The sequence below is a fragment of the Paraburkholderia caffeinitolerans genome, from assembly GCF_902859945.1.
Taxonomy (GTDB): Bacteria; Pseudomonadota; Gammaproteobacteria; order Burkholderiales; family Burkholderiaceae; genus Paraburkholderia; species Paraburkholderia caffeinitolerans.
Genome location: NZ_CADIKL010000028.1, coordinates 17,291 through 36,593, shown reverse-complemented (window position 1 = coordinate 36,593; position 19,303 = coordinate 17,291). Strand labels below are relative to the sequence as shown.

General features: G+C 64.6%; 18 protein-coding genes. 11 read left to right on the top strand and 7 right to left on the bottom strand.

Annotated elements, in window-relative coordinates; genetic code table 11:
- Window positions 1-440 precede the first annotated feature (440 nt).
- Window positions 441-908: an Lrp/AsnC family transcriptional regulator gene (locus tag HV773_RS24050; protein WP_129563778.1), complete on the bottom strand. Its 468-nt coding sequence runs from the start codon at window positions 906-908 to the stop codon at window positions 441-443.
- Between the two features lie 363 nt (window positions 909-1,271).
- Between HV773_RS24050 and HV773_RS24045 the strand changes: the two genes are divergently transcribed.
- The 3 genes from HV773_RS24045 to HV773_RS24035 all read left to right on the top strand — a co-directional run bounded on the left by HV773_RS24045 (window position 1,272) and on the right by HV773_RS24035 (window position 4,304).
- Window positions 1,272-1,448 (top strand): hypothetical protein, encoded by a 177-nt coding sequence (locus HV773_RS24045; protein WP_160113481.1) that lies wholly within the window; start codon window positions 1,272-1,274, stop codon window positions 1,446-1,448.
- Between the two features lie 143 nt (window positions 1,449-1,591).
- Window positions 1,592-2,962 carry a glutamine synthetase family protein gene (locus HV773_RS24040; protein ID WP_129563779.1) on the top strand — a complete coding sequence of 457 codons (1,371 nt, stop codon included), beginning with the start codon at window positions 1,592-1,594 and terminating at the stop codon, window positions 2,960-2,962.
- 28 nt (window positions 2,963-2,990) lie between these two features.
- Complete coding sequence (locus HV773_RS24035; RefSeq protein ID WP_129563780.1) at window positions 2,991-4,304, top strand: NAD(P)/FAD-dependent oxidoreductase; 1,314 nt, start codon at window positions 2,991-2,993, stop codon at window positions 4,302-4,304.
- A 134-nt stretch (window positions 4,305-4,438) separates the two neighbouring features.
- Here HV773_RS24035 and HV773_RS24030 read toward each other — a convergent pair whose 3' ends face one another.
- Window positions 4,439-5,227, bottom strand: coding sequence for a transporter substrate-binding domain-containing protein (locus HV773_RS24030; RefSeq protein WP_129563781.1), 789 nt, complete (start codon window positions 5,225-5,227; stop codon window positions 4,439-4,441).
- A gap of 68 nt (window positions 5,228-5,295) precedes the next feature.
- Complete coding sequence (locus tag HV773_RS24025) at window positions 5,296-6,459, bottom strand: amidohydrolase (RefSeq protein ID WP_129563782.1); 1,164 nt, start codon at window positions 6,457-6,459, stop codon at window positions 5,296-5,298.
- Between the two features lie 151 nt (window positions 6,460-6,610).
- On the opposite strand from HV773_RS24025, the gene HV773_RS24020 reads away from it, so the two are divergent.
- The 3 genes from HV773_RS24020 (at window position 6,611) to HV773_RS24010 (ending at window position 11,095) form a co-directional block, all read left to right on the top strand.
- Window positions 6,611-7,516 carry a LysR family transcriptional regulator gene (locus HV773_RS24020; protein ID WP_160113482.1) on the top strand — a complete coding sequence of 302 codons (906 nt, stop codon included), beginning with the start codon at window positions 6,611-6,613 and terminating at the stop codon, window positions 7,514-7,516.
- Window positions 7,517-7,819: 303 nt separating this feature from the next.
- Complete coding sequence (locus tag HV773_RS24015) at window positions 7,820-9,331, top strand: CoA-acylating methylmalonate-semialdehyde dehydrogenase (RefSeq protein ID WP_129563784.1); 1,512 nt, start codon at window positions 7,820-7,822, stop codon at window positions 9,329-9,331.
- Window positions 9,332-9,511: 180 nt separating this feature from the next.
- Window positions 9,512-11,095, top strand: coding sequence for a tetratricopeptide repeat protein (locus HV773_RS24010; protein WP_129563785.1), 1,584 nt, complete (start codon window positions 9,512-9,514; stop codon window positions 11,093-11,095).
- Here HV773_RS24010 and HV773_RS24005 read toward each other — a convergent pair.
- A complete protein-coding gene (locus HV773_RS24005; protein ID WP_129563786.1) occupies window positions 11,049-11,978 on the bottom strand; it encodes a helix-turn-helix domain-containing protein in 930 nt (309 codons plus the stop codon). The genes HV773_RS24010 and HV773_RS24005 overlap by 47 nt on opposite strands.
- 169 nt (window positions 11,979-12,147) lie before the next feature.
- Here HV773_RS24005 and HV773_RS24000 point away from each other — a divergent pair, with 169 nt between their 5' ends.
- Window positions 12,148-13,089: an NmrA family NAD(P)-binding protein gene (locus HV773_RS24000; RefSeq protein ID WP_129563787.1), complete on the top strand. Its 942-nt coding sequence runs from the start codon at window positions 12,148-12,150 to the stop codon at window positions 13,087-13,089.
- A 10-nt stretch (window positions 13,090-13,099) separates the two neighbouring features.
- On the opposite strand, the gene HV773_RS23995 is transcribed toward HV773_RS24000, so the two are convergent.
- Window positions 13,100-14,002: an HpcH/HpaI aldolase/citrate lyase family protein gene (locus HV773_RS23995; protein WP_246282385.1), complete on the bottom strand. Its 903-nt coding sequence runs from the start codon at window positions 14,000-14,002 to the stop codon at window positions 13,100-13,102.
- Window positions 14,003-14,323: 321 nt separating this feature from the next.
- Between HV773_RS23995 and HV773_RS23990 the strand changes: the two genes are divergently transcribed.
- The 3 genes from HV773_RS23990 (at window position 14,324) to HV773_RS23980 (ending at window position 16,505) form a co-directional block, all read left to right on the top strand.
- Window positions 14,324-14,695: a YciI family protein gene (locus HV773_RS23990; RefSeq protein WP_129563789.1), complete on the top strand. Its 372-nt coding sequence runs from the start codon at window positions 14,324-14,326 to the stop codon at window positions 14,693-14,695.
- Entirely contained in the window at window positions 14,692-15,981 is a 1,290-nt protein-coding gene (locus HV773_RS23985; RefSeq protein WP_129563790.1) for an RNA polymerase sigma factor, read from the top strand. Before HV773_RS23990 ends, HV773_RS23985 begins: the two co-directional genes overlap by 4 nt.
- A 110-nt stretch (window positions 15,982-16,091) precedes the next feature.
- On the top strand, window positions 16,092-16,505 hold the full coding sequence (locus HV773_RS23980; RefSeq protein ID WP_129563791.1) for a g-type lysozyme inhibitor: 414 nt from the start codon (window positions 16,092-16,094) through the stop codon (window positions 16,503-16,505).
- Window positions 16,506-16,553: 48 nt separating this feature from the next.
- Here the strand turns inward: HV773_RS23980 and HV773_RS23975 are convergent, their stop codons facing one another.
- Complete coding sequence (locus HV773_RS23975) at window positions 16,554-17,819, bottom strand: NAD(P)/FAD-dependent oxidoreductase (protein ID WP_129563792.1); 1,266 nt, start codon at window positions 17,817-17,819, stop codon at window positions 16,554-16,556.
- Window positions 17,820-17,981: 162 nt separating this feature from the next.
- Between HV773_RS23975 and HV773_RS23970 the strand changes: the two genes are divergently transcribed.
- Complete coding sequence (locus HV773_RS23970; RefSeq protein ID WP_129563793.1) at window positions 17,982-18,719, top strand: class I SAM-dependent methyltransferase; 738 nt, start codon at window positions 17,982-17,984, stop codon at window positions 18,717-18,719.
- Between the two features lie 51 nt (window positions 18,720-18,770).
- Here HV773_RS23970 and HV773_RS23965 read toward each other — a convergent pair whose 3' ends face one another.
- Entirely contained in the window at window positions 18,771-19,208 is a 438-nt protein-coding gene (locus HV773_RS23965) for an excinuclease ABC subunit A (RefSeq protein ID WP_129563794.1), read from the bottom strand.
- Window positions 19,209-19,303 lie beyond the last annotated feature (95 nt).

Below are 19,303 nucleotides of genomic sequence, written 5' to 3'. Positions count from 1 at the left end.
GCGTCTGGAAAAGCTGTTCGCATGGATGTCACTCTCATCTCGGGGTTGAACGACGGCGAGCTCGCGATGAGTGAATCCTAAGGCCGAAAGTTGCGCATGTGTATACTTTTTAACCCTTAGTGCTGCGCGTTGCGTATTTGTAAGACTTATCTCTTTTGTTTTGCGCAATTTTGGGGCGAACTGCACCGTGGCTGGGCGGCGCGGCATGGCGCGCGGCGGCCTTGAGCACAGGGGGCGTGCGTCAATGCCCACCGGGGTTCGGCGGGCTAGAGCGAGAGAGACGGGAGATGGCGGACGCGGTGCGCTGGAAACGCATCGCACCAGACTTGCGCCTGAAGATTACGCATTGCGCGGAATCTGAACGTCTGTTTTGCGCAACGCACCGGACACTGCCGATGCGTGCGACGACGGTGCTGGAGTCGATAAAGCGAGGCCGGGCCTCACTCCTCCGGTTCGACCGGCGGAATCGTGAAGCGGATCTTGTGCACCTTGACCTCGTGCATGGTCCGCACCGTGCGCACGCCTGGCAAGGCGCGAATGCGCTGTTGCAGCGCGAACAGGCCTTCGTCGTCGCGGCACAGCACCTGCACGCACAGATCGGCGCCGCCGAGTATGGTCGACAGATAGCTCACTTCGGACCAGCGCCCGAGATTGTCGACGGCGCGGTCGTGATCCTGGGGATCGACTTCGACGAAGAGCAGCGCCAGCTTGGCGTGGCCGAGCTTCGACGGATTCGTGAACGCGAGAATCTGCAGGATGCCCAGCTCCTGAAGACGCTTGACGCGCGTGCGCACGGTCGCTTCCGGCACGTCCACGTTGCGGGCGATCTCGCGGAAGGCGCGCCGCCCGTCTTCCTGCAATTCACGGACGATCTGGAAGTCGAGAGGATCGAGTGTCGATGTCTGCATAGTGAGAAGGTGTCGCTCGGAATGGAGAGTGGGCGAACGCAACGACGCCGTGCGCCGTTTGCTTCAAACGCAGAAGGCTATCAGAAACCTCGCGCAATGCAGCAACGCGGCGTCGCGCCGCGGCAATCCTCCACCTGCACAGTCGTCTGCCTCAGCAGTTTGTTTGCGCAATTGTTTCGGACTTTTTTTGCGCATTGCAATTTCAAATAAGGCATAGTAGATTGAATGCGCAATTCAGCACGGCTGATTGCGCCATCTGCGGACACTCGATCGTCGGTCGGCAATGCGCAGCAGTATGGCCGCGATGCTGCGCGTTGCGTGCAGCTCCCCAAGCGGCTCTCCACCTCCAACCGCGAGTCCATCATGAACACGGCAACCCTTGCGTTTCGCGACACCCTCGGCGCTGTCACGCCGGAACGGGACACGCGCCTCCAGGCGGCCCGGCTCAATCCGCTGTCGAACGTGATCCTCGCGTTCTGGGCAATCTGGCATTGCCGTCACGCGCGCCCTCCGCTGTGCTGTCCGTCATGCCGCCCGTAGTGCTGTCGCGCCGTCCCTCGCAGGCAGCCGCCTGAGCGAATAACAGGCCGGCAGCGCACGCAGCTTCGCCATTCATTCATCGATCCCGGCCATCCGCATCGCGCGGAGGACCACGCATGCGCTCACGCGCAAAGAGTATTGCCATGCCCACGACATTCGCCCGCGAACAGGAAGCCATCACGTTTCTCGAACAGCATCCCGATATCGATTTGTTCGAACTCTTTATCGTCGACGCCGCTGGCGTGCCGCGCGGCAAGCTGCTGCATCGCGAAGAGCTGCTCGCCGTGTATCGCAGCGGCCGTCCGCTGCCGAGCGCAATCATGAATCTGACGATCAACGGCGACGATACCGAGGATAGCGGCCTCGTCTGGGACGTCGGCGATATCGATTGCCGGGCCTATCCGTTGCCGGGCAGCCTCGTGCGGCTGCCGTGGCGCAAGATGCCCACCGCCGCCGTTCAGGTACAGATGCATCCCGAAGAAGGCTTGCCCGCGGGCGTCGCCGATCCGCGCCAGTTGCTCGCGCGCATCGTCGAGCGCCTCGAAGCGGACGGCCTGTATCCCGTGATGGCGTGCGAACTCGAGTTCTACCTGCTCGACGCCCGGCCCGATGCGCAAGGCCGTCCGCAGCCCGCGCGCGATACCGACGGCGGGCGCCCGCGCGCAACCCAGGTCTACGGCCTGCGCGAGCTCGAGCAGATCGAGCCGTTCCTGAAGGATCTCTACGATGCTTGCCGCGAACAGCGCATACCCGTGCGCACCGCGATCTCCGAGTACGCGCCGGGCCAGGTCGAAATCACGCTCGAACACGGCCCCGCGCTCGAAGCGATGGACCATGCCGTGCGCTACAAACGCATCGTCAAGGGCGTGGCCAACGCGCACGGCATGAACGCGTGCTTCATGGCGAAGCCGTTCGCGGAGATTGCCGGATCGGGCATGCACATGCACGTGAGCCTTGCGAACAAGGCCGGCGAGAACCTGTTCGCGTCCGAAGACAAGGCGGGCACGCCGATGCTGCGGCACGCGGTCGGCGGCATGCTGCACGGCCTGCTCGATTCGATGCTGATGTTCTGCCCGAACGCGAACTCGTACCGGCGTTTTCAGGCGAACAGCTATGCGCCGTTCACGCCGACCTGGGGCGTCGACAACCGCACGGTGAGCCTGCGCGTGCCCGGCGGTCCCGCGCCGAGCCGTCACGTCGAGCACCGCGTGTGCGGCGCGGATGCGAATCCCTATCTGGCCGCCGCGGCGATTCTCGCGGCTTCGCACTATGGCGTACGTGAAAAGCTCGACCCGGGCGCGCCTGTCGAGGGCAACGGCTATGCGCAAGCCGATACGCTGCTGCCGACCGACTGGCTCAGCGCGCTCGACGCGCTCGAAAAGTCGTCATGGGCAAGAGATGTGTTCGGCGCGGCATTCCTGAAGGTATTTCTCGCGATCAAGCGCGCCGAGTACCGGCAGTTCATGGGTGAAGTCGGTGAGCAAGACTGGCGCTGGTATCTGCACCAGGCCTGATCGTCATCGACATTCAACGGAGCCTCTCATGAACGCCGCACTTCCCCTTCTGGCTGCCGCCCCGGAGCGCAGCCCCTCCTACTACACCGCGACGATCGATCGCGAGACCGACTACCCGACGCTCGAAGGCGAGCATCATGTCGATGTCGCCATCATCGGCGGCGGGTTCACGGGCGTCGCGAGCGCCGTCGAGCTGGCCGAGCGCGGCCTGAAAGTCGCGATCGTCGAGGCCAACAAGATCGGCTGGGGCGCGAGCGGCCGCAACGGCGGCCAGATCACGGGCAGCCTGTCCGGCGACCACGCGATGCGCAAGCAGATGCGCGCGACGCTCGGCAGCGATGTCGACGACTTCATCTGGTGGCTGCGCTGGCGCGGGCACGAGATCATCGAGTCGCGCGTCGAGCGCTATGGCATTGCCTGCGATCTGAAGCATGGCCATCTGCATGCGGCGATGAAGCCATCGCATCTGCGCGAGCTCGAAGCAAGCCTCGAGGAAGCGCAGCGGCGCGGCATGGGGGCATGGGTCGAGCTGCTCGATCGCGACGGCGTGAAGGCGCATCTCGACACCGACCTCTACCTCGGGGCGCTGAAGAATACGCGCAATATGCACGTGCATCCGCTCAATCTTTGCATCGGCGAAGCGCGCGCGGCCGAGCGCATGGGCGCGCTGATCTTCGAGCATTCGCCGGTGCTCGACATCGTGCACGGAGCCAGGCCGGCCGTCGTGACCTCGCGCGGCCGGATCAACGCGCAGCAGATCTTGCTCGCCGGCGACGTGTATCACAAGCTCGAACCCGGGCAACTCAAGGGCAAGATCTTTCCCGCGATGGGCGGCATCGTCGCGACCGAGCCGCTCGGCGACCTCGCGCGGCAGATCAATCCGCACGACCTCGCCGTGTACGATTGCCGCTTCGTGCTCGACTACTACCGGATGACGGCCGACGGCCGCCTGCTCTTCGGCGGCGGCGCGAACTATTCCGGGCAAACGTCGCGCGATGTCGCACAAGAACTGCTGCCGTATATCGAGCGCACGTTCGCACGCCTGAAAGGCGTGCGAATCGACTATCGGTGGACCTGTGCGATGGGCATCGTCGTCAATCGCATTCCCCAACTCGGCAAGCTCTCGCCCAACGTGTGGTATTGCCAGGGCTACTCCGGGCACGGTGTAGCGACCAGTCACATCATGGGCGAGATCATGGCGCAAGCCATCACGGGAACGCTCGGGCGTTTCGATACGTTCGCGGCTTGTCGCCACATCCGCGTTCCCATGGGCGACGTCATCGGCAATCCGCTGCTGGCCGCAGGCATGTGGTACTACCAGATGCTCGAGCGGCTTCGCTAGGCTCCGATGTGATGGACGACTCCGCTACCTGCGCCTGCGTAGCCGGCTCAATCAGAGGAAGGTGAGCGGAAGCGCATCGATCCAGCCGACCACCGGAGAAACGCTGGCTAGCGCGTTCCTGGCGGGTGCGGCGCTTATTTCGCTACCGTGGTGGCATCCAGATACTTGTGCGTCAGACGGCCGATCGTACCGTCCTGCTTGAGCTGCGCGATCGCTGCGTCGAGCGCCTGCAGCGTCTTCGGATCGTTCTTGCGCACGCCGATCACACTGCTCGCGGAAAGCATCGCGGGATCGACGATCTGCGGGCCCGCCAACTCGAAGCTATTGCCCTCAGGCTTCGTAAGGAATCCTAGTTTAGCCGCGGCGCCAACGAGCAGCGTACCGTCGAGCCGCCCGTTCACGAGGTCGGCATAGACGCTGTTCTGGTCCGGGTACTCAATGACCGTGACACCGTGCGTGGCCCAGTTGCGCTTCGCAAAGGCCTCCTGGGTCGAGCCCTGCAGCACGCCGATGCGCTTGCCGGCGAGCGAGGCCGCATTGGGCAGCAGATGAGCGGCTTTCGGCGCAAGCAAACGAATGTCCGCCGGATAGATTGGCGTGGTGAAGTCCATCACGGCCCGTCGCGCCGCGGTCGCTGCGAGCGACGAGTTGATGGCGTCGAACTTGCGCGATTGCAGGCCGGCGATCAGACCGTCGAAGCTGCCCTCCACCCATTCGCATTTCATGTGGGCGGCGGCGCACAGGGCATTGCCGATCTCGATGTCGAGGCCGGCGAGTTGGCCGCTCGGCAGCTTGTACTCGTACGGCGGATACGTCGGGTCAGTACCGAAGCGCAAGGTCTCGGCCTGCGCGGATTGCGCGAAGGCGAACGAGGCGGCAGCGGCGAGTGCTGCGCCGAGCATCGGCAACAATTGAGGTTTCATCAGTGTCTCTTGACTGGATTGGTCAATCTGTTTTGATAAATCTGTTCAAGACGCGCAAGCGTGAAGCGTTACGCGTTCAGGCGCGCGAGCGCCAGCGTCACGAAGAAGCGCACGCCGAGTGGCAACACTTCATCGTTGAAGTCGAACTCGGGATGGTGGCAATACACGCCGCCCTGGCCGAGCAGCACGTAAGCGCCGGGGCGGCGCAGCAGGAATTCGGAGAAGTCCTCGGAGCCGTTGAGCGGCGCGAACTCGCGCAGGACGTTCTCCAAGCCGAATACCTCGACCGCAGCGGCCGCAGCGGCCTCGGCCTGCGCGCGATGGTTGATCGTCGCCGGCGAGCTGCCGTAGAAGCGCACCGTGATCTCGCATTCGGTCGCAAGCGCGACGCCCTCGCAGATCGTCTCGATGCGGGCCTTCATGCGCGAACGCACGTGTTCGTCGAAGGTTCGCACGGTGCCCGTCATTTTGGCATGCGAAGGAATCACGTTCGACGCGCTACCCGCATGAATACTGCCGACGCTGAGCACCGCCACCGCTGCCGGATCGATTGCGCGGCTCACGACCGTCTGCAGGGCGCAAATGAGCTGCGCGGAGGCGGCCACTGGATCCTTCGTCTTTTCCGGCGAGGACCCATGACCGCCGACCCCAGTCACCTCGATCTCGAACTCGTCGCAAGACGCGAGCATTGCGCCATCGCGCACGCCGAATGTGCCCGGTGCGAAATGTGGCGCGTTGTGCATCGCATAGATTTCATCGTAGGCGAAGCGCTCCTCGAGACCGTCGTCAAGCATGGCGAGCGCGCCGCCGCCCGTCTCCTCCGCGGGCTGGAAGATCAACACCAGCGTGCCGGCAAAGTTGCGATGGCGGCTGAAATGGCGCGCCGCGCCAAGCAGCATGGCCGTGTGGCCGTCATGACCGCAGCCGTGAAATACGCCTTGTCGCGTGGAACGGTGCAACGGACGCCCTTCCTCGCTCATGGGCAGTGCATCCATGTCGGCGCGCAGCGCGATCGTGCGGGTGTTGCCTGGCGCGCTGAGCGTGCCGCGAATTACGCCCACCACGCCTGTCTTGCCCACGCCCGTATATGTTTCAATCTCCCAGGCACGCAGTTTCGCCGCAACGAGTTCGCTCGTGCGCATCTCGTCGAACGCCGTCTCCGGGTTTGCGTGTATGTCCCGCCGCAACGCGACGAGCTCGTCGATATCTGCATCGATCAAGTCCAGTCCCACCTTCCCTCCCTGTATTCGGTGCTATCGGTGTATTCCGTGCCTCTGGCCGCGCCCGCCTGCGGAACGCGAAGTGGCTATACTAGCCAGCGCCGCGACCGGTCAATTTCCAGTTTTTTATGTACATAGCTTGGGCTTATGGGCCACGAAAGCGATGAAAACCACCCAACTGCGTACCCTTGTGGCCATTGCCGAGCACGGCACGCTGATGGCCGCCGCCGATGCGCTGTGCCTGTCCCAACCCGCCGTGACCAAGAGCATCAAGGAATTGGAGGCGCGCCTCGGCGTCCAACTGCTCGTGCGCAGCGGCTCGGGCATTCGTCTGACACCTTATGGCGAAGCGCTGCTGCGGCGCGCGCGCACCGTGGTTGGCGAGATTGAGCGCGCAGAGCAGGAACTGGAGGAGATGAAGACATCGTCGGTGCTGACGATCCGGATCGGCGTGTCACTGCTGGCCGCCACGATTGTCGTGCCGGATGCCATCCACGCGTTCCGCGTGCGCTTGCCTGGCGTGCCGCTCGACGTGCTCGAGTACCAGACGACCCGGCTCATCGATGGCCTGCGCGACGGCTCGTTCGACATGTGTATCGGCTTTACGGCCCCGGGAGACGCGGGCGCCGAATTCCGCGTCGTCCCGCTGGGCAGCGTGACGCAGTCGCTCGCGCTCAGGCGCGGCGACCCGCTGGCCGGCGAAACGCGGCTCGCGCGCTTGCGCGAAGCGCATTGGCTCTACAACTACACACGCAAGAGCATGCCGGCGTTCTGGGCCTCATTGACCGCGCGGGCCGGCGCCGGAGCGAATCTGGCGCTGCCGTCGCGCATCACCGTCTGCACCGCGCGGCGGCTCTATTCGGAACTCGCCAGCGAGGCGGGCGTGGTGAGCGTCTGGCCGGATTTTCAGCTCGAAGAGGAAATCGCGCGTGGCACGCTGGAGCGCATCGCGCCAGATTGGGTACTGCCCCGGCTCGAACTCAGCGTCATTTATCGCAAGGACCTCGTCCTGAGCGGCGAGGCGGAGTATTTCATCGAGTGTCTGAAGAGCAAGGCGCTGCCGGGCTAGGCAGGCGCCCTTATTTCATCAGACATCCTGACTTTATGACCCGCCTTTAATTCCAATCCTGCGCGTCCTTTCGTTCTGGCATCGTGGCGACCGAACTCCTTTCAGAATTTCACATGGTGGTACAAGCGTGACACTTCTTAATTGCAGCTGACACTTCATATTTCTAGAATCAACTTCCCTGAACAGATCACGCTAATTGTTCGCTGATAAAAACAATCAATTCAGCGCGCGCGCCTTTGCAGCGCGCCAGCGCCTCCGTACACTGGCCTCCATCAACCCACCTGGCGAAGAGAAGGAGAAGACATGCAGGCCTATACCGATAGCGCGGACGTAGTCCACTTCATTGGCGGCAAAAGCGAGCGCGGCACGGGCGACCGTAGCCAGCCGGTGTTCAATCCCGCCACGGGCGCGGTGGCGCGCCGTCTGGTGCTGGGCGAAGCGGCCGACATTGACGCCGCCGTGGCCAGCGCGAAAGCCGCTTTCCCGGCCTGGCGCGACACGCCGCCGATTCGCCGCGCACGTGTCATGCTGCGCTTTCTCGAGCTGATGAATCGCCACAAGGACGAACTGGCCGCCATCATCACCGCCGAACACGGCAAGGTGTTCGCCGACGCGCAAGGCGAAGTCTCGCGCGGTATCGACATCATCGAATTCGCCTGCGGCATTCCGCAACTGCTCAAGGGCGACTACACCGAGCAGGTTTCCACGGGCATGGACAACTGGACCGTGCGCCAGCCGCTGGGCGTGGTGGCCGGCATCACGCCGTTCAACTTCCCGTGCATGGTGCCGTGCTGGATGTTCCCGGTCGCGCTGGCCGCGGGCTGCACGTTCGTGCTCAAGCCGAGCGAGCGCGATCCCTCGGCGTCGCTGCTGATGGCGCGCCTGCTCAAGGAAGCCGGCCTGCCCGACGGCGTGTTCAACGTCGTGCAGGGCGACAAGGTCGTCGTGGACGCGCTGCTCGAGCACCGCGACGTGAAGGCCGTGAGCTTCGTCGGCTCCACGCCCATCGCCAGCTATATCTACGAAACCGGTGCGAAGCACGGCAAGCGCGTGCAGGCGCTCGGCGGCGCGAAGAACCACATGGTCGTGATGCCCGACGCCGACATCGACCAGACCGTGGACGCGCTGATCGGCGCCGGCTACGGCTCGGCGGGCGAGCGCTGCATGGCGATCTCGGTCGCGGTGCTGGTGGGCGACGTGGCCGACAAGATCGTGCCGCGCCTTGCCGAGCGCGCGAAGAACCTCGTGATCAAGAACGGCATGGAAGCCGATGCCGAAATGGGCCCGATCGTCACGCGCCAGGCGCTGGAGCGCATCGAAGGCTGCATCGCGAACGGCGTGGAAGAAGGCGCGACGCTCGTGGTGGACGGCCGCGGCCACAAGGTGGCGGGCCATGAGAATGGCTTCTTCACTGGCGGCACGCTGTTCGACCACGTCACGCCCGAAATGCGCATCTACAAGGAAGAGATCTTCGGCCCGGTGCTGGCCTGCGTGCGCGTGAAGGACTTCGCCGAAGCCGTGCAACTGATCAACGACCACGAGTTCGGCAACGGCGTGGCCTGCTTCACGCGCGACGGCAACGTGGCGCGCGAGTTCGGCCGCCAGATCGAAGTGGGCATGGTGGGCATCAACGTGCCAATTCCGGTGCCGATGGCATGGCACGGCTTTGGCGGCTGGAAGCGCAGCCTGTTCGGCGACATGCATGCCTACGGCGAAGAAGGCGTGCGCTTCTACACGAAGCAGAAGTCGATCATGCAGCGCTGGCCCGAAAGCACCGAGAAGGGCGCGGAATTCACCATGCCCGTGGCCAAGTAATTCGTATATCGAAGTAATCGTGAAGTAAAAATACTGCGCCGCTGTTCCGATAAAACGGGCAGCGGCGCAGTCGTATATTGGGTAGCCGAGATCCACGGGGAAAGGTGCTTTTAGGAATTATCCCGTTCAAGGTCCGAAAAAAGCGTAGGAGGATGAGCAATCTCCAGACATAGGTGAAGCATGTCGAATGCCGAATCCTGGCTGACGTCTCAGTCGCTTTATTCATCGGGACCTTTCGACGAGGCGTTGGCGCATCGTCACCCAGCCGAACGGCTGGAAGCGCTCAACAATCTCGGCTACGGGTTTTATAGCCGCAAGCAATGGCTGCAAGCGCAGCACGCCTTCGAACTGGCGCTGTCGATCGATCCAGACTGTTTGCCTGCGCTGAACCATCTCGGCCTCGTATTGCGCACACAGCAGCGCGAGCCGGAAGCCGAGGCAAGCTTTCGACGCGCACTGGCCGTCGCGCCCAACTACGTATCGGCGCGCATTAACCTCGCGGTGCTGCTGTGGCAAACGCGGCGCCCCGCCGATGCCGAAGCCCAATATCGCGAGATTCTCCGCGTTCAGCCCGACCACCCCCTCGCACAGAACAATCTCGGCCTGCTCCTGCTCGACCTCGGCAGGCCCAAGGACGCGGAAGCTGCGTTCCGGCACGCCCTCGCCATCGATGCAAGCGCGCCGGAAATGCACAACAACCTCGGCAATGCACTGAATCGGCAGGGCCGCGCGCGCGAAGCCATTGCGGCCTATCGTCAGGCGCTCGCGCTGCGGCCCGATTACCCGACGGCAAGCGGAAATCTCGCGATGGTGCTGCTCCGGCTCGGCGCCTTCGAGGAAGGCTGGCGCCTCTACGAATCGCGCACTGACGAGTCCACAGGCGCGGCGGTCGGAACGCTGCCGCCGGTGCCCTATCCGAAATGGCGCGGCGAGCCGTTGCAAGGCAAGTCGCTGCTCGTCTGGCCCGAACAGGGTTACGGCGACCTGCTGCAATTCTGCCGCTATTTGCCCTTGATGAAGGCACGCGGCGTCGCGCACCTGGGCGTTGCCTGCCCGCCCGCGCTCGTGCGGCTGTTCGCAAGCCTGGAAGGCGTGGACGCGATCTATCCGCTCGACGGCAAAACCACGATTCCCGGCCACGACTACTGGTGCCTGATGCTGAGTCTGCCGATGCATTGCGGCACGACACTCGACACGATCCCGGCGCGCACGCCCTACCTGCGCGCGCCCGCCGATCTGACGCGCGCGTGGCGCGCGCGATTGCCCGCGCACGGATTCAAGGTCGGTCTCGTGTGGTCGGGCGACCCGCGCGCCCATGATCGCGGCTCGAATGCGATCGACAAGCGCCGCTCCGTGCTGGCGCGCGCGTTCCTGCCCTTGCTCGGTCTCGCAGATTCGACCGGCGTGAAATTCGTGAGTCTGCAAAAAGGCGACGCCGCGCAGTCTCAAATCGAAGACTTGCCACCCCATCTGCGCCCCTTCGACCCAATGCACGACGTGCGCGACTTCGCCGACACGGCAGCGATCATCGAATGTCTCGACCTGGTCATTAGCGTGGACACGTCGGTGGCGCACCTCGCCGGCGCGCTGAACAAACCGGTGTGGATACTCTCGCGCCACGACGGCTGCTGGCGCTGGCTGCGCGACCGGGACGATACGCCGTGGTATCTGGGCGCGCGCCTGTTTCGTCAGACCGAGCCCGGCAACTGGGCCGATGTCATCGATCGCGTGGGTCAGGCGCTCGTGGATCTGCGCAAACTGTAAGCCGAACGACCGTGTCGCTCGCGGCTTCGCGCATGAGCTCGCGCGGGGTCACACCGAGCACGCGGTTCATCCAGTGCGCGAGGTGGCTCTGATGCGCGAACCCCACTTCCAGCGCCACCTGGGTCGCATTGAGGCCGCCCTTCAGCAGCAGCGACCGCGCGCGCTCCACCCTGCGCCGCACGACATACTGATGTACCGGCATGCCGAGCGTCCCGCGAAACAGCACCTTGAAATGGGGCACGCTCAGGTCGACGAGGGCGGCCAACTCAGTGAGCGTGAGACGCGCATCGAGATGACTCTCGATGTAATCGGTCACACGGGCGGCAAGACGCGGCGAGAGCACGGCGCGCCGCGCCTCGAGCGGCTCGGCGGCGTCGAGCAGACGCACCGCGAGCGCCGTGCCAATGCTCTCCGCGTAGAGCGGGTCCGAGGCCTCGCCCGCATCCAGTTCGGCGCGCAGCGCCCATGCGAGATGCTGCACGCGCGCGTCGCGTAGCTGAAGGCGCGGCTGGATTGTTGCGGTATCGGGCTTACGCACGAGCTGTTCGGCAATCGTGCGCACGAAGGCGTCTTCCAGACGAATGCTCAACACCGTGCAATCGGCGTCGTCGGTCCATACGCCGTCGAGTCCGGCGGGAATGACATCGGCGTCGCCTTCGGCCTGCATGCGCGCGAGGCGCCGGCCATCGCAGACGCAATTGGCGCGCACCGGCGCGCCGAAATGCACACCGACACGGTGATACGCCGTACCGGGAATCCGATGGCGGCCCGCCGAAATCGCCAGCATTTGCGCGCCGAAACCACGCCAGCCCAAAGCGTCGCTGCCTTTCAGGGCAACCCGGCCAGCGGCCGGCGCAAACGCGTCTTCCAGCACTGCATTCATGGCATGTCCCCTGGCGCGCTATCAAAGCGATCGGAGCGGCCAGTCTAGTACGAGCTACGCTGCGCGTCTTGAATCCATCATCTAGTTTTGCTCGCCTCCATCCTTCCCTGCGCGCTTTGCTGCCCCGTCCCTTTTACGATCATGACGACCACATTCACGAGGAGTCGCCATGTACGTCATTTTCGGAGCATCGGGCAACGCTGGATTCGCCACCGCCACGGCCCTGCGCCGCGCGGGCCACGCCGTGCGCGCGGTGTTGCGCGAAACGCGTCACGGTGTGCATCACAGCGCGCCTCACAACTCGCATCACAGCGATCGTCTGGCCGCGCTTGGCTGCGAAGTCGCATTCGCGGACCTGAGCGACCGCGCATCGGTTGCCGAGGCGATTCGCGGCGCGCAGGCGGTGCAAATCCTCTGCCCGGTGCCCATGGCCGATGCGCATCCCGAAGCCACGATGCGCAAGATGATCGACGCAGCCGCCGAGGCGCTGCGCGCGGACCCGCCCGAGACCGTACTCGCGCTGTCCGATTACGGTGCGGAACTGGAAGGGAATACCGGCATCACGCGGATTTATCACTATCTCGAACAGCAGTTCAAATCCGTTGCCACGCGGCTGATTCTGCTTCGCTCCGCCGAGCACATGCAGAACTGGCGCCGCACGATTCCCGCCGCGCTGGGCTCGGGCGTGCTGGCGAGCTTTCATCATCCGCTTAACAAGCGCTTTCCCACGGTGGCGGCGCAGGACGTGGGCGTTGCATCGGCCGAACTGCTGCTCGACCCGGCGCACGGGTACGGCACGCGCATCGTGAGCATCGAAGGGCCGAGGCGCATCAGTGCTGCGTACGTTGCCAATGTGCTCGCCGAAATCAGCAACCGCGAAATCGTCGCGCGGGAACTGCCGCGCGAGCAGTGGACGCCCGTGCTGCTGCGCGCGGGGCTCAGCGAACGTCATGCGCAGTTGATCACGGACCTCTATGACGTGCACAACGCCGGCAAGATCGATGTCGAGTTCGGCATGCCCGAGCGGCGCTTCGGCAAGACGGAGTTAGTCGAGGTGTTCGCGCCGGTCGTGGCCGGGCTGAATGCGCAGCCGCGCGTGGAGCGGGTTTGAGGGGTGGGGTTTATTTTTCCGCTTGCTGCTTGAGCGATTCCGCCAGCGCGATTATTTGTTGCGCGCGCAACATCACGGGACGATCGACCATTTTTCCGTCCACGGTAATCGCGCCCGCATCGGCCTTGCTTGCCGCCTCGGCCACGCGCACCGCCCACGCGAGCTCCTGCTCGCTGGGCCGGTAGCAGCGGTGCACCGGCTCGATCTGCTGCGGATGAATGCAGAGCTTCGCGCCCAAGCCAAGCCGCTTGCCATTGAGCGCATCGCGTTCGATGCGCGCGAGATCGTGAATATCGGGCGTGACCCCGTCGACAGGCGCCTCGATGCCGGCCACGCGCGAAATCAGCGCAAGCTGACTGCGATAGTGATTGAGCGGCTCGCCGTCGTCGGGCATGCCCATTTCGGCGATGAAATCGAGCGTGCCGAACATCAGCCGCTGCACACATGGCGCTTTTGCAATCTCCATCGCGTTCCACATGCCCTGAGCGCTCTCGATCAGCGGATAGACCGGCACGCGGCGGCGCGCGAGTTCGACGACCGACGCGACGTCCTCCGCGCATTCGGCCTTCGGCAACACGATGCCCGCAACGCCATCGAGCGCGCCAAGTTTCGCATCCCGCTCGAACCACTGAGTAGCGCGCGCGTTGATGCGCACGAGCACCGGATGCTGGCGCGAAACCCAGGTGGCGATGGCGTCGCGCGCGGCCTCCTTCGCGTCGCGCTCGACCGCGTCTTCGAGGTCGACGATAACCGCGTCCGCGCCGCTGGAAAGCGCCCGCTCGAAACGTCCTGGGCGGCTGCCCGGCACGAACAGGTACGACTGCGGCGAGAACGTTGCTCGCCCGGCGTCATCGGCGTTGTAATCGGCAACACGTCCCTCGGGCGCCTCAATCCCCATTTTCGCTTTCTCCACGTTTCATATGCGCGACCAGAACACGCATTACACGTGGGATCGCGGCGCACGACAACTATCGTTTAACTCTGCCCGTCATAGTTCACGCCTATTGGTCCGCAGGTCGGCCACGGCGGCAATATCGGGGGACGAGTTGAATTTGCGTCCTACAATTTCATCACCCATCCAGCTGGCCGATCCGCCATCCGCGAATTTTTTGACGCTACGTGTCCGCTGGCCCGCGGCTCGCGCGTCATTGTGATGACGGCCCGATATTGCGCGACTATTGCCCGAATCGCCCGACTATCGTTCGGCCGCCTCAACCCCATGACGGAGGCTCAAATGCAATATCTACTGCTGATCTATTCGAAGGAAGGCAGCTGGAACCAGATGACCGACAGCGAACGGCAGCAAGGCGTGGCCGCCTATCACGCGTACACCGAAGCGCTGAAAAAGGCCGAAGTGCTGTTGGGCGCCAACCGCTTGCAGCCGACGAGCACCGCCACCACGGTGCGGCTCGTCGACAGCAAGCCGCAGGTGCTCGACGGCCCGTACTCCGACTCGAAGGAGCAGCTCGCGGGCTACTACCTGATCGACGCACCCAATCTGGACGCGGCGATCGCGTGGGCGTCGCGTTGCCCCGGCGCGGGGCATGGCGTCATGGAGGTGCGTCCGGTCTGGACCGCTCCCTACGACGCGCCCTCGGCTACATGAGTCCATCTCCCGAACGCAACGGTGTCGACGGCGGCGCGCGCAGTACCGGCGCCGCCGCGCATACGATTGCCGAGGCGGTGGCGCGCCGCAGCTACGGCAAGCTCGTCGCGCTACTGGCGATGCGCACGCGCGACGTCGCCGCCGCCGAGGACGCGCTGGCCGAAGCGTTTGCAGCCGCGCTCGCGGACTGGCCCGAGCGCGGCTGCCCCGCGAATCCCGAAGCATGGCTGATGACGGTGGCGCGACGCCGGGCGATCGATGGCGCGCGTCATCGCCGCATCGGCGACGAGGTGTCGAACCAGCTTGCCATCCTCGCTGATGAGATCGACGAGCATGAACCCGACGCCCTGCCCGACCGGCGGCTCGCGCTGCTGTTCGCCTGCACGCACCCCGCGCTGGACGCCGCGATTCGCACGCCGTTGATGCTGCAAGTGGTACTGGGGCTCGAAGCGAAGACGATCGCGTCCGCGTTCCTGATGTCGCCCGCCGCCATGGCCAAGCGCCTCGTGCGCGCGAAGCACAAGATCCGCGAGGCGGGCATTCCGTTCGACGTGCCCGAGCGCGAGGTGTTGCCCGGCCGGCTCGCTGCGGTGCTGGAAGCGGTTTATGCCGTGTATGCGCAAGGATGGGCCGACCCGCTCGGCAACGATACCGAACGCCGCGATCTCGCCGATGAGGCGCTGTACCTCGCACAACTACTCGTGGAACTGATGCCCGACGAGCCGGAGACGCTCGGCATGCTCGCGCTGATGCTGTTCGCGCAAGCGCGGCGCGATGCGCGACGCGATGGGGCCGGCGAGTACGTGCCGCTATCGGCGCAAGATCCGGCGACATGGAACGCGCCGATGATCGACGCCGCCAACGCGCTGCTCCGGCGCGCGAGTGCCTTCAACGCAATCGGTCGCTTTCAACTGGAGGCCGCGCTGCAATCGGCGCACGTGCACCGCTGCCAGACGCGCCGCCCGAATTGGGACGAAGTCGTGCAGCTCTACGACGCGCTGCTCGCGATTGCGGCGTCGCCGGTGGTCGCGGTGAACCGCGCGCTCGCACTCGCGGAACGGGACAGCCCGCAGGCCGCGCTCGACGCGCTCGAACCGTATGCGGACGATCCACGGCTGGCCGACTATCAGCCGTACTGGGCCGCGCGCGCCAATCTGCTCGCGCGGGCGGGCGCGCACGCGCAAGCACTCGATGCCTATGATCTCGCGATCGGTCTCGAACCGGATCCGGCCGTGCGACGCTTCTTGCAGCGCAAGCGGGCGGAATTGTCGTTGGGGAGCGACTAGCGCGAGTCCATGCGCAGGGAGTCCGTATTTCCGATCGATGTGTGCGATATTGTCCACTCGGGTATTCAGGCCAATTCCGCATACCCCCTTTCCAAAATCGCAAATCGACCATGAAACTTCACCACGCGCTCATCGTGCTTGCAGCGGCATTTTCGGCATTAACGCTTCCTGCAAGCGCAGCGGATAAAGTAACGACCGAAGCGGTCCACTTCACCCAAGGCGCAAGCAGCGCGACGATGAAAGGCAGCTTTTCCGGTTACGACAGCGTGCAATACACCTTGTCGGCACGCGCAAAGCAAACCCTGCACGTGAAAATCGCCGGCAGCAGCAATGCTAACTTCAACGTGTTTTCACCGGGTGACGTGCCGGGCGCCGCGCAAGCGCTAGGCGCCGGCGCGACCGGCACCGACTGGCGCGGCGAGTTGCCCGCCGATGGGCAATACACGGTGCAGGTTTACCAGATGCGGGCGTCCGCGCGCCGCGGCGCCAAGGTGCCCTACACGATCACCTTCGACATTCGCTAACGCGCTATGCGCGCGGCAACCCAGGAGTCGCCGCGCGCATAGCCTCGCTTACTGCGTGCACGCCTGATGCAGCACGTTGAGCCTGCGCACCGGGTCCGCCACGAAGGGATTGCTTTCGTCCCATGCATAGCCCGCCAGCACCGAGCTGATCATGCGCCGGATCGAGGGCGCCTGCTGCGGGTAGTAAATGATGTCCTGCAACTCGCCCGTGTACCAGCGGTCGACGAAAGCACGGAACGTGTCGATGCCCTTGCGCAACGGCACGTCGTATTCGGCGCTCCAGTCCACCGTTTCGCCAGCGAGTGCGCGCTTCAACACCTCGACAGCCAGATGCGCCGATCGCAACGCGATGGTGACGCCCGACGAAAACACCGGATCGAGAAACTCACCCGCGTTGCCGAGCAGCGCATAGCCTGCCCCGTGCAGGCTTGCGACGTTGGCCGAATAACCGCTGATCTGCCGCACCGGCATCAGGAACGGCGCGTCGCCGATCAGGCGGTTCAGCGTCGGCTCCTCGCGAATCAGCTCGCGCAGGCGCGCCTCGCGCTCGGCCTCCGGGACGTCGAGGAAAGCGGCTTCGGCCACGCATCCCACCGAAGAACGGCCGCCCGCGAGCGGAATCATCCAGAACCACACGTCGCGATGCTCGGGGTGCGTCGCCACGCAGATCTTGTTGCGATCGAACGCGTCGAGCGGCAGCCCATCGCGAACATGGCTGAAGATCGCGGTGCGCGTCGGCTGGCGCGTGGGCGCTTCCAGATTCAGCAGTCGCGGCAGCACCCGGCCGAAGCCGCTCGCATCGAGCACGAAACGCGCGTGCACCTCGTAGCGCGCCTCGCTCTCGTCGGCCACTTCCAGCATCGGCGCAGCGCCCGTGCGCATGGCCAGCACCGTATGACCGAAGCGCACTTCGGCGCCTTGCTGCGCGGCGCAACCGATCAGCACCTCGTCGAATTTTGCGCGCTCCACCTGATAGGTCGTGCCCCAACCCGGCGAGTGCTTGTCGCGGAAGTCGAACGACGATGTCCGGTCGCGCCACGCGAAATGGGCGCCGTTCTTGTACTGAAAGCCTGCCTCCACCACGGCCTGCAACATGCCCGCTTCTTCGAGGTAGGCCATGCTTTGCGGCAACAGGCTCTCGCCAATCGAAAAGCGCGGAAAATGCTGCCGTTCCAGCACGAGCACCGAATGCCCGGCCTTGCGCAATAGCGCGGCCGCTACCGCGCCGGACGGGCCGGCGCCAATGATCGCCACATCCACGGCTTCGCGCCGGGGCGCGGGGGTCTGCACTGCTTCTGCGGGGCTATGTTCCATTGCTGATTCCGTCCTATGGTCCTAAATGTCCTGTGCGTCCTGCACGTTCTATACGCCCAGGGTATTCAATGCGCAAGTGCCGGAGAGTCCGGCACCTCCCGCGCCGACCTTGCCATTACAATCCCCGTTGTCGTCCACGACCGTACGCATCGGGGTAAAAACATGTCGGCTTCCGAATCAAATCGCGTGCCGTTCGTGCCGGAAACGGCCTTCGGCATCTGGTTTCTGCGCACTCACACGTGGGAACACCACGTGCTGCGCGTCGCCATCGACGACCTCAAGCGCCTGATCGATCACCGTTTGCCGGACGCGCCCGCGATCGTCGATGTCGGCTGCGGTCAAGGCAAGTCGTTCCGCCTGCTTGCCGAGGCCTTCGCGCCGGGGCGCATTGTCGGCATCGACTATCACGAAGCATCGCTCGACAAGGCGGCCCAAGCGGCGCGCGAGTGCGAAGCACGCTTGCCGGCGCGGCCGGAATTCGAGTTGCTGCGCGGCGACTGTGCGAGCCTGCCCCTGCCGACGGCCAGCGCGGACATCGTGTTCTGCCACCAGACCTTCCACCACCTGGTCGAGCAGGAACGCGCGCTCGCGGAGTTCCATCGCGTACTCAAGCCGGGCGGCATACTGCTGTTCGCCGAGTCCACCGAGGCCTATATCCGCTCCTGGGTGATCCGCCTGCTGTTCCGCCATCCGATGCAGGTGCAAAAAAGCGCCGACGGCTACCTCGCCATGATCCGCGACGCCGGGTTCCAATTCACCAACCGCAACGTTTCGCTCCCCTATCTGTGGTGGAGCCGCGCGACCGACTTCGGCCTGTTCGAGCGCCTCGGCCTTCATCATCCGAAGGTCGGCAAGCGGCGCGAAACCCTGGTTAACGTGGCGGCGGTGAAGGCGGCCTGAGGTGGCCCCGAGGTAATTTGCGCCACCCCCATCACGCCACCGGCAAAACCGTTACTTCGCCTTCAACGTCACGACGTCGCCCACCAGCGCAACCCCCGCCACCACCGCGCCTGCGCCACACGTGAACTCCGTGGCGCTCGAGCTCAGCTGGTTCTTGTAGTTGCTCTTGATGTTGATGACCGCGTTGCCGCCTTCCTTGCGCGCGCGCTCCTGCAACTCGATCACGGCGGACAGGAACACGTGCTGGCAAGCCTGCAAATCGCTCTTGCCAAACGCGTTGGTCTTCTTGTTCGTCGCGAACTCGCCCATGGTCTTCTGCACGGCCGGATGCTGCTGACCGGCGAAATACAGCTTGATGTCGTCGCTCACCTTGCCGGGCTCGCTCTTGATCGCCTCATCCACAGGGTAAGCGTTGACCGTATCGCGCGCGTACGCGTGCGACGTCGCGAGAACCGCGCACAACGAGGTAAGCATCCACAGTTTTTTCATCGTTTTTCTCCGTTAGCTGTCCGCCGGAGTAAATGCTTCAGCACTTGCTCCGGACCCATGCAAAGCTCAATTGCCCTGCAAAACCACAAATACGC

What these genes read in the sequence shown, in the direction of transcription:
- HV773_RS23970 (WP_129563793.1), top strand. Translation starts at nt 17,982, where the DNA reads ATGTCGGCTTCCGAATCAAATCGCGTGCCGTTCGTGCCGGAAACGGCC.
- HV773_RS24045 (WP_160113481.1), top strand. Translation starts at nt 1,272, where the DNA reads ATGAACACGGCAACCCTTGCGTTTCGCGACACCCTCGGCGCTGTCACG.
- HV773_RS24030 (WP_129563781.1), bottom strand. Translation starts at nt 5,227, where the DNA reads ATGAAACCTCAATTGTTGCCGATGCTCGGCGCAGCACTCGCCGCTGCC.
- HV773_RS24015 (WP_129563784.1), top strand. Translation starts at nt 7,820, where the DNA reads ATGCAGGCCTATACCGATAGCGCGGACGTAGTCCACTTCATTGGCGGC.
- HV773_RS24005 (WP_129563786.1), bottom strand. Translation starts at nt 11,978, where the DNA reads ATGAATGCAGTGCTGGAAGACGCGTTTGCGCCGGCCGCTGGCCGGGTT.
- HV773_RS23985 (WP_129563790.1), top strand. Translation starts at nt 14,692, where the DNA reads ATGAGTCCATCTCCCGAACGCAACGGTGTCGACGGCGGCGCGCGCAGT.
- HV773_RS24040 (WP_129563779.1), top strand. Translation starts at nt 1,592, where the DNA reads ATGCCCACGACATTCGCCCGCGAACAGGAAGCCATCACGTTTCTCGAA.
- HV773_RS23965 (WP_129563794.1), bottom strand. Translation starts at nt 19,208, where the DNA reads ATGAAAAAACTGTGGATGCTTACCTCGTTGTGCGCGGTTCTCGCGACG.
- HV773_RS24000 (WP_129563787.1), top strand. Translation starts at nt 12,148, where the DNA reads ATGTACGTCATTTTCGGAGCATCGGGCAACGCTGGATTCGCCACCGCC.
- HV773_RS23980 (WP_129563791.1), top strand. Translation starts at nt 16,092, where the DNA reads ATGAAACTTCACCACGCGCTCATCGTGCTTGCAGCGGCATTTTCGGCA.
- HV773_RS23990 (WP_129563789.1), top strand. Translation starts at nt 14,324, where the DNA reads ATGCAATATCTACTGCTGATCTATTCGAAGGAAGGCAGCTGGAACCAG.
- HV773_RS23975 (WP_129563792.1), bottom strand. Translation starts at nt 17,819, where the DNA reads ATGGAACATAGCCCCGCAGAAGCAGTGCAGACCCCCGCGCCCCGGCGC.
- HV773_RS24020 (WP_160113482.1), top strand. Translation starts at nt 6,611, where the DNA reads ATGAAAACCACCCAACTGCGTACCCTTGTGGCCATTGCCGAGCACGGC.
- HV773_RS24035 (WP_129563780.1), top strand. Translation starts at nt 2,991, where the DNA reads ATGAACGCCGCACTTCCCCTTCTGGCTGCCGCCCCGGAGCGCAGCCCC.
- HV773_RS24010 (WP_129563785.1), top strand. Translation starts at nt 9,512, where the DNA reads ATGTCGAATGCCGAATCCTGGCTGACGTCTCAGTCGCTTTATTCATCG.
- HV773_RS24050 (WP_129563778.1), bottom strand. Translation starts at nt 908, where the DNA reads ATGCAGACATCGACACTCGATCCTCTCGACTTCCAGATCGTCCGTGAA.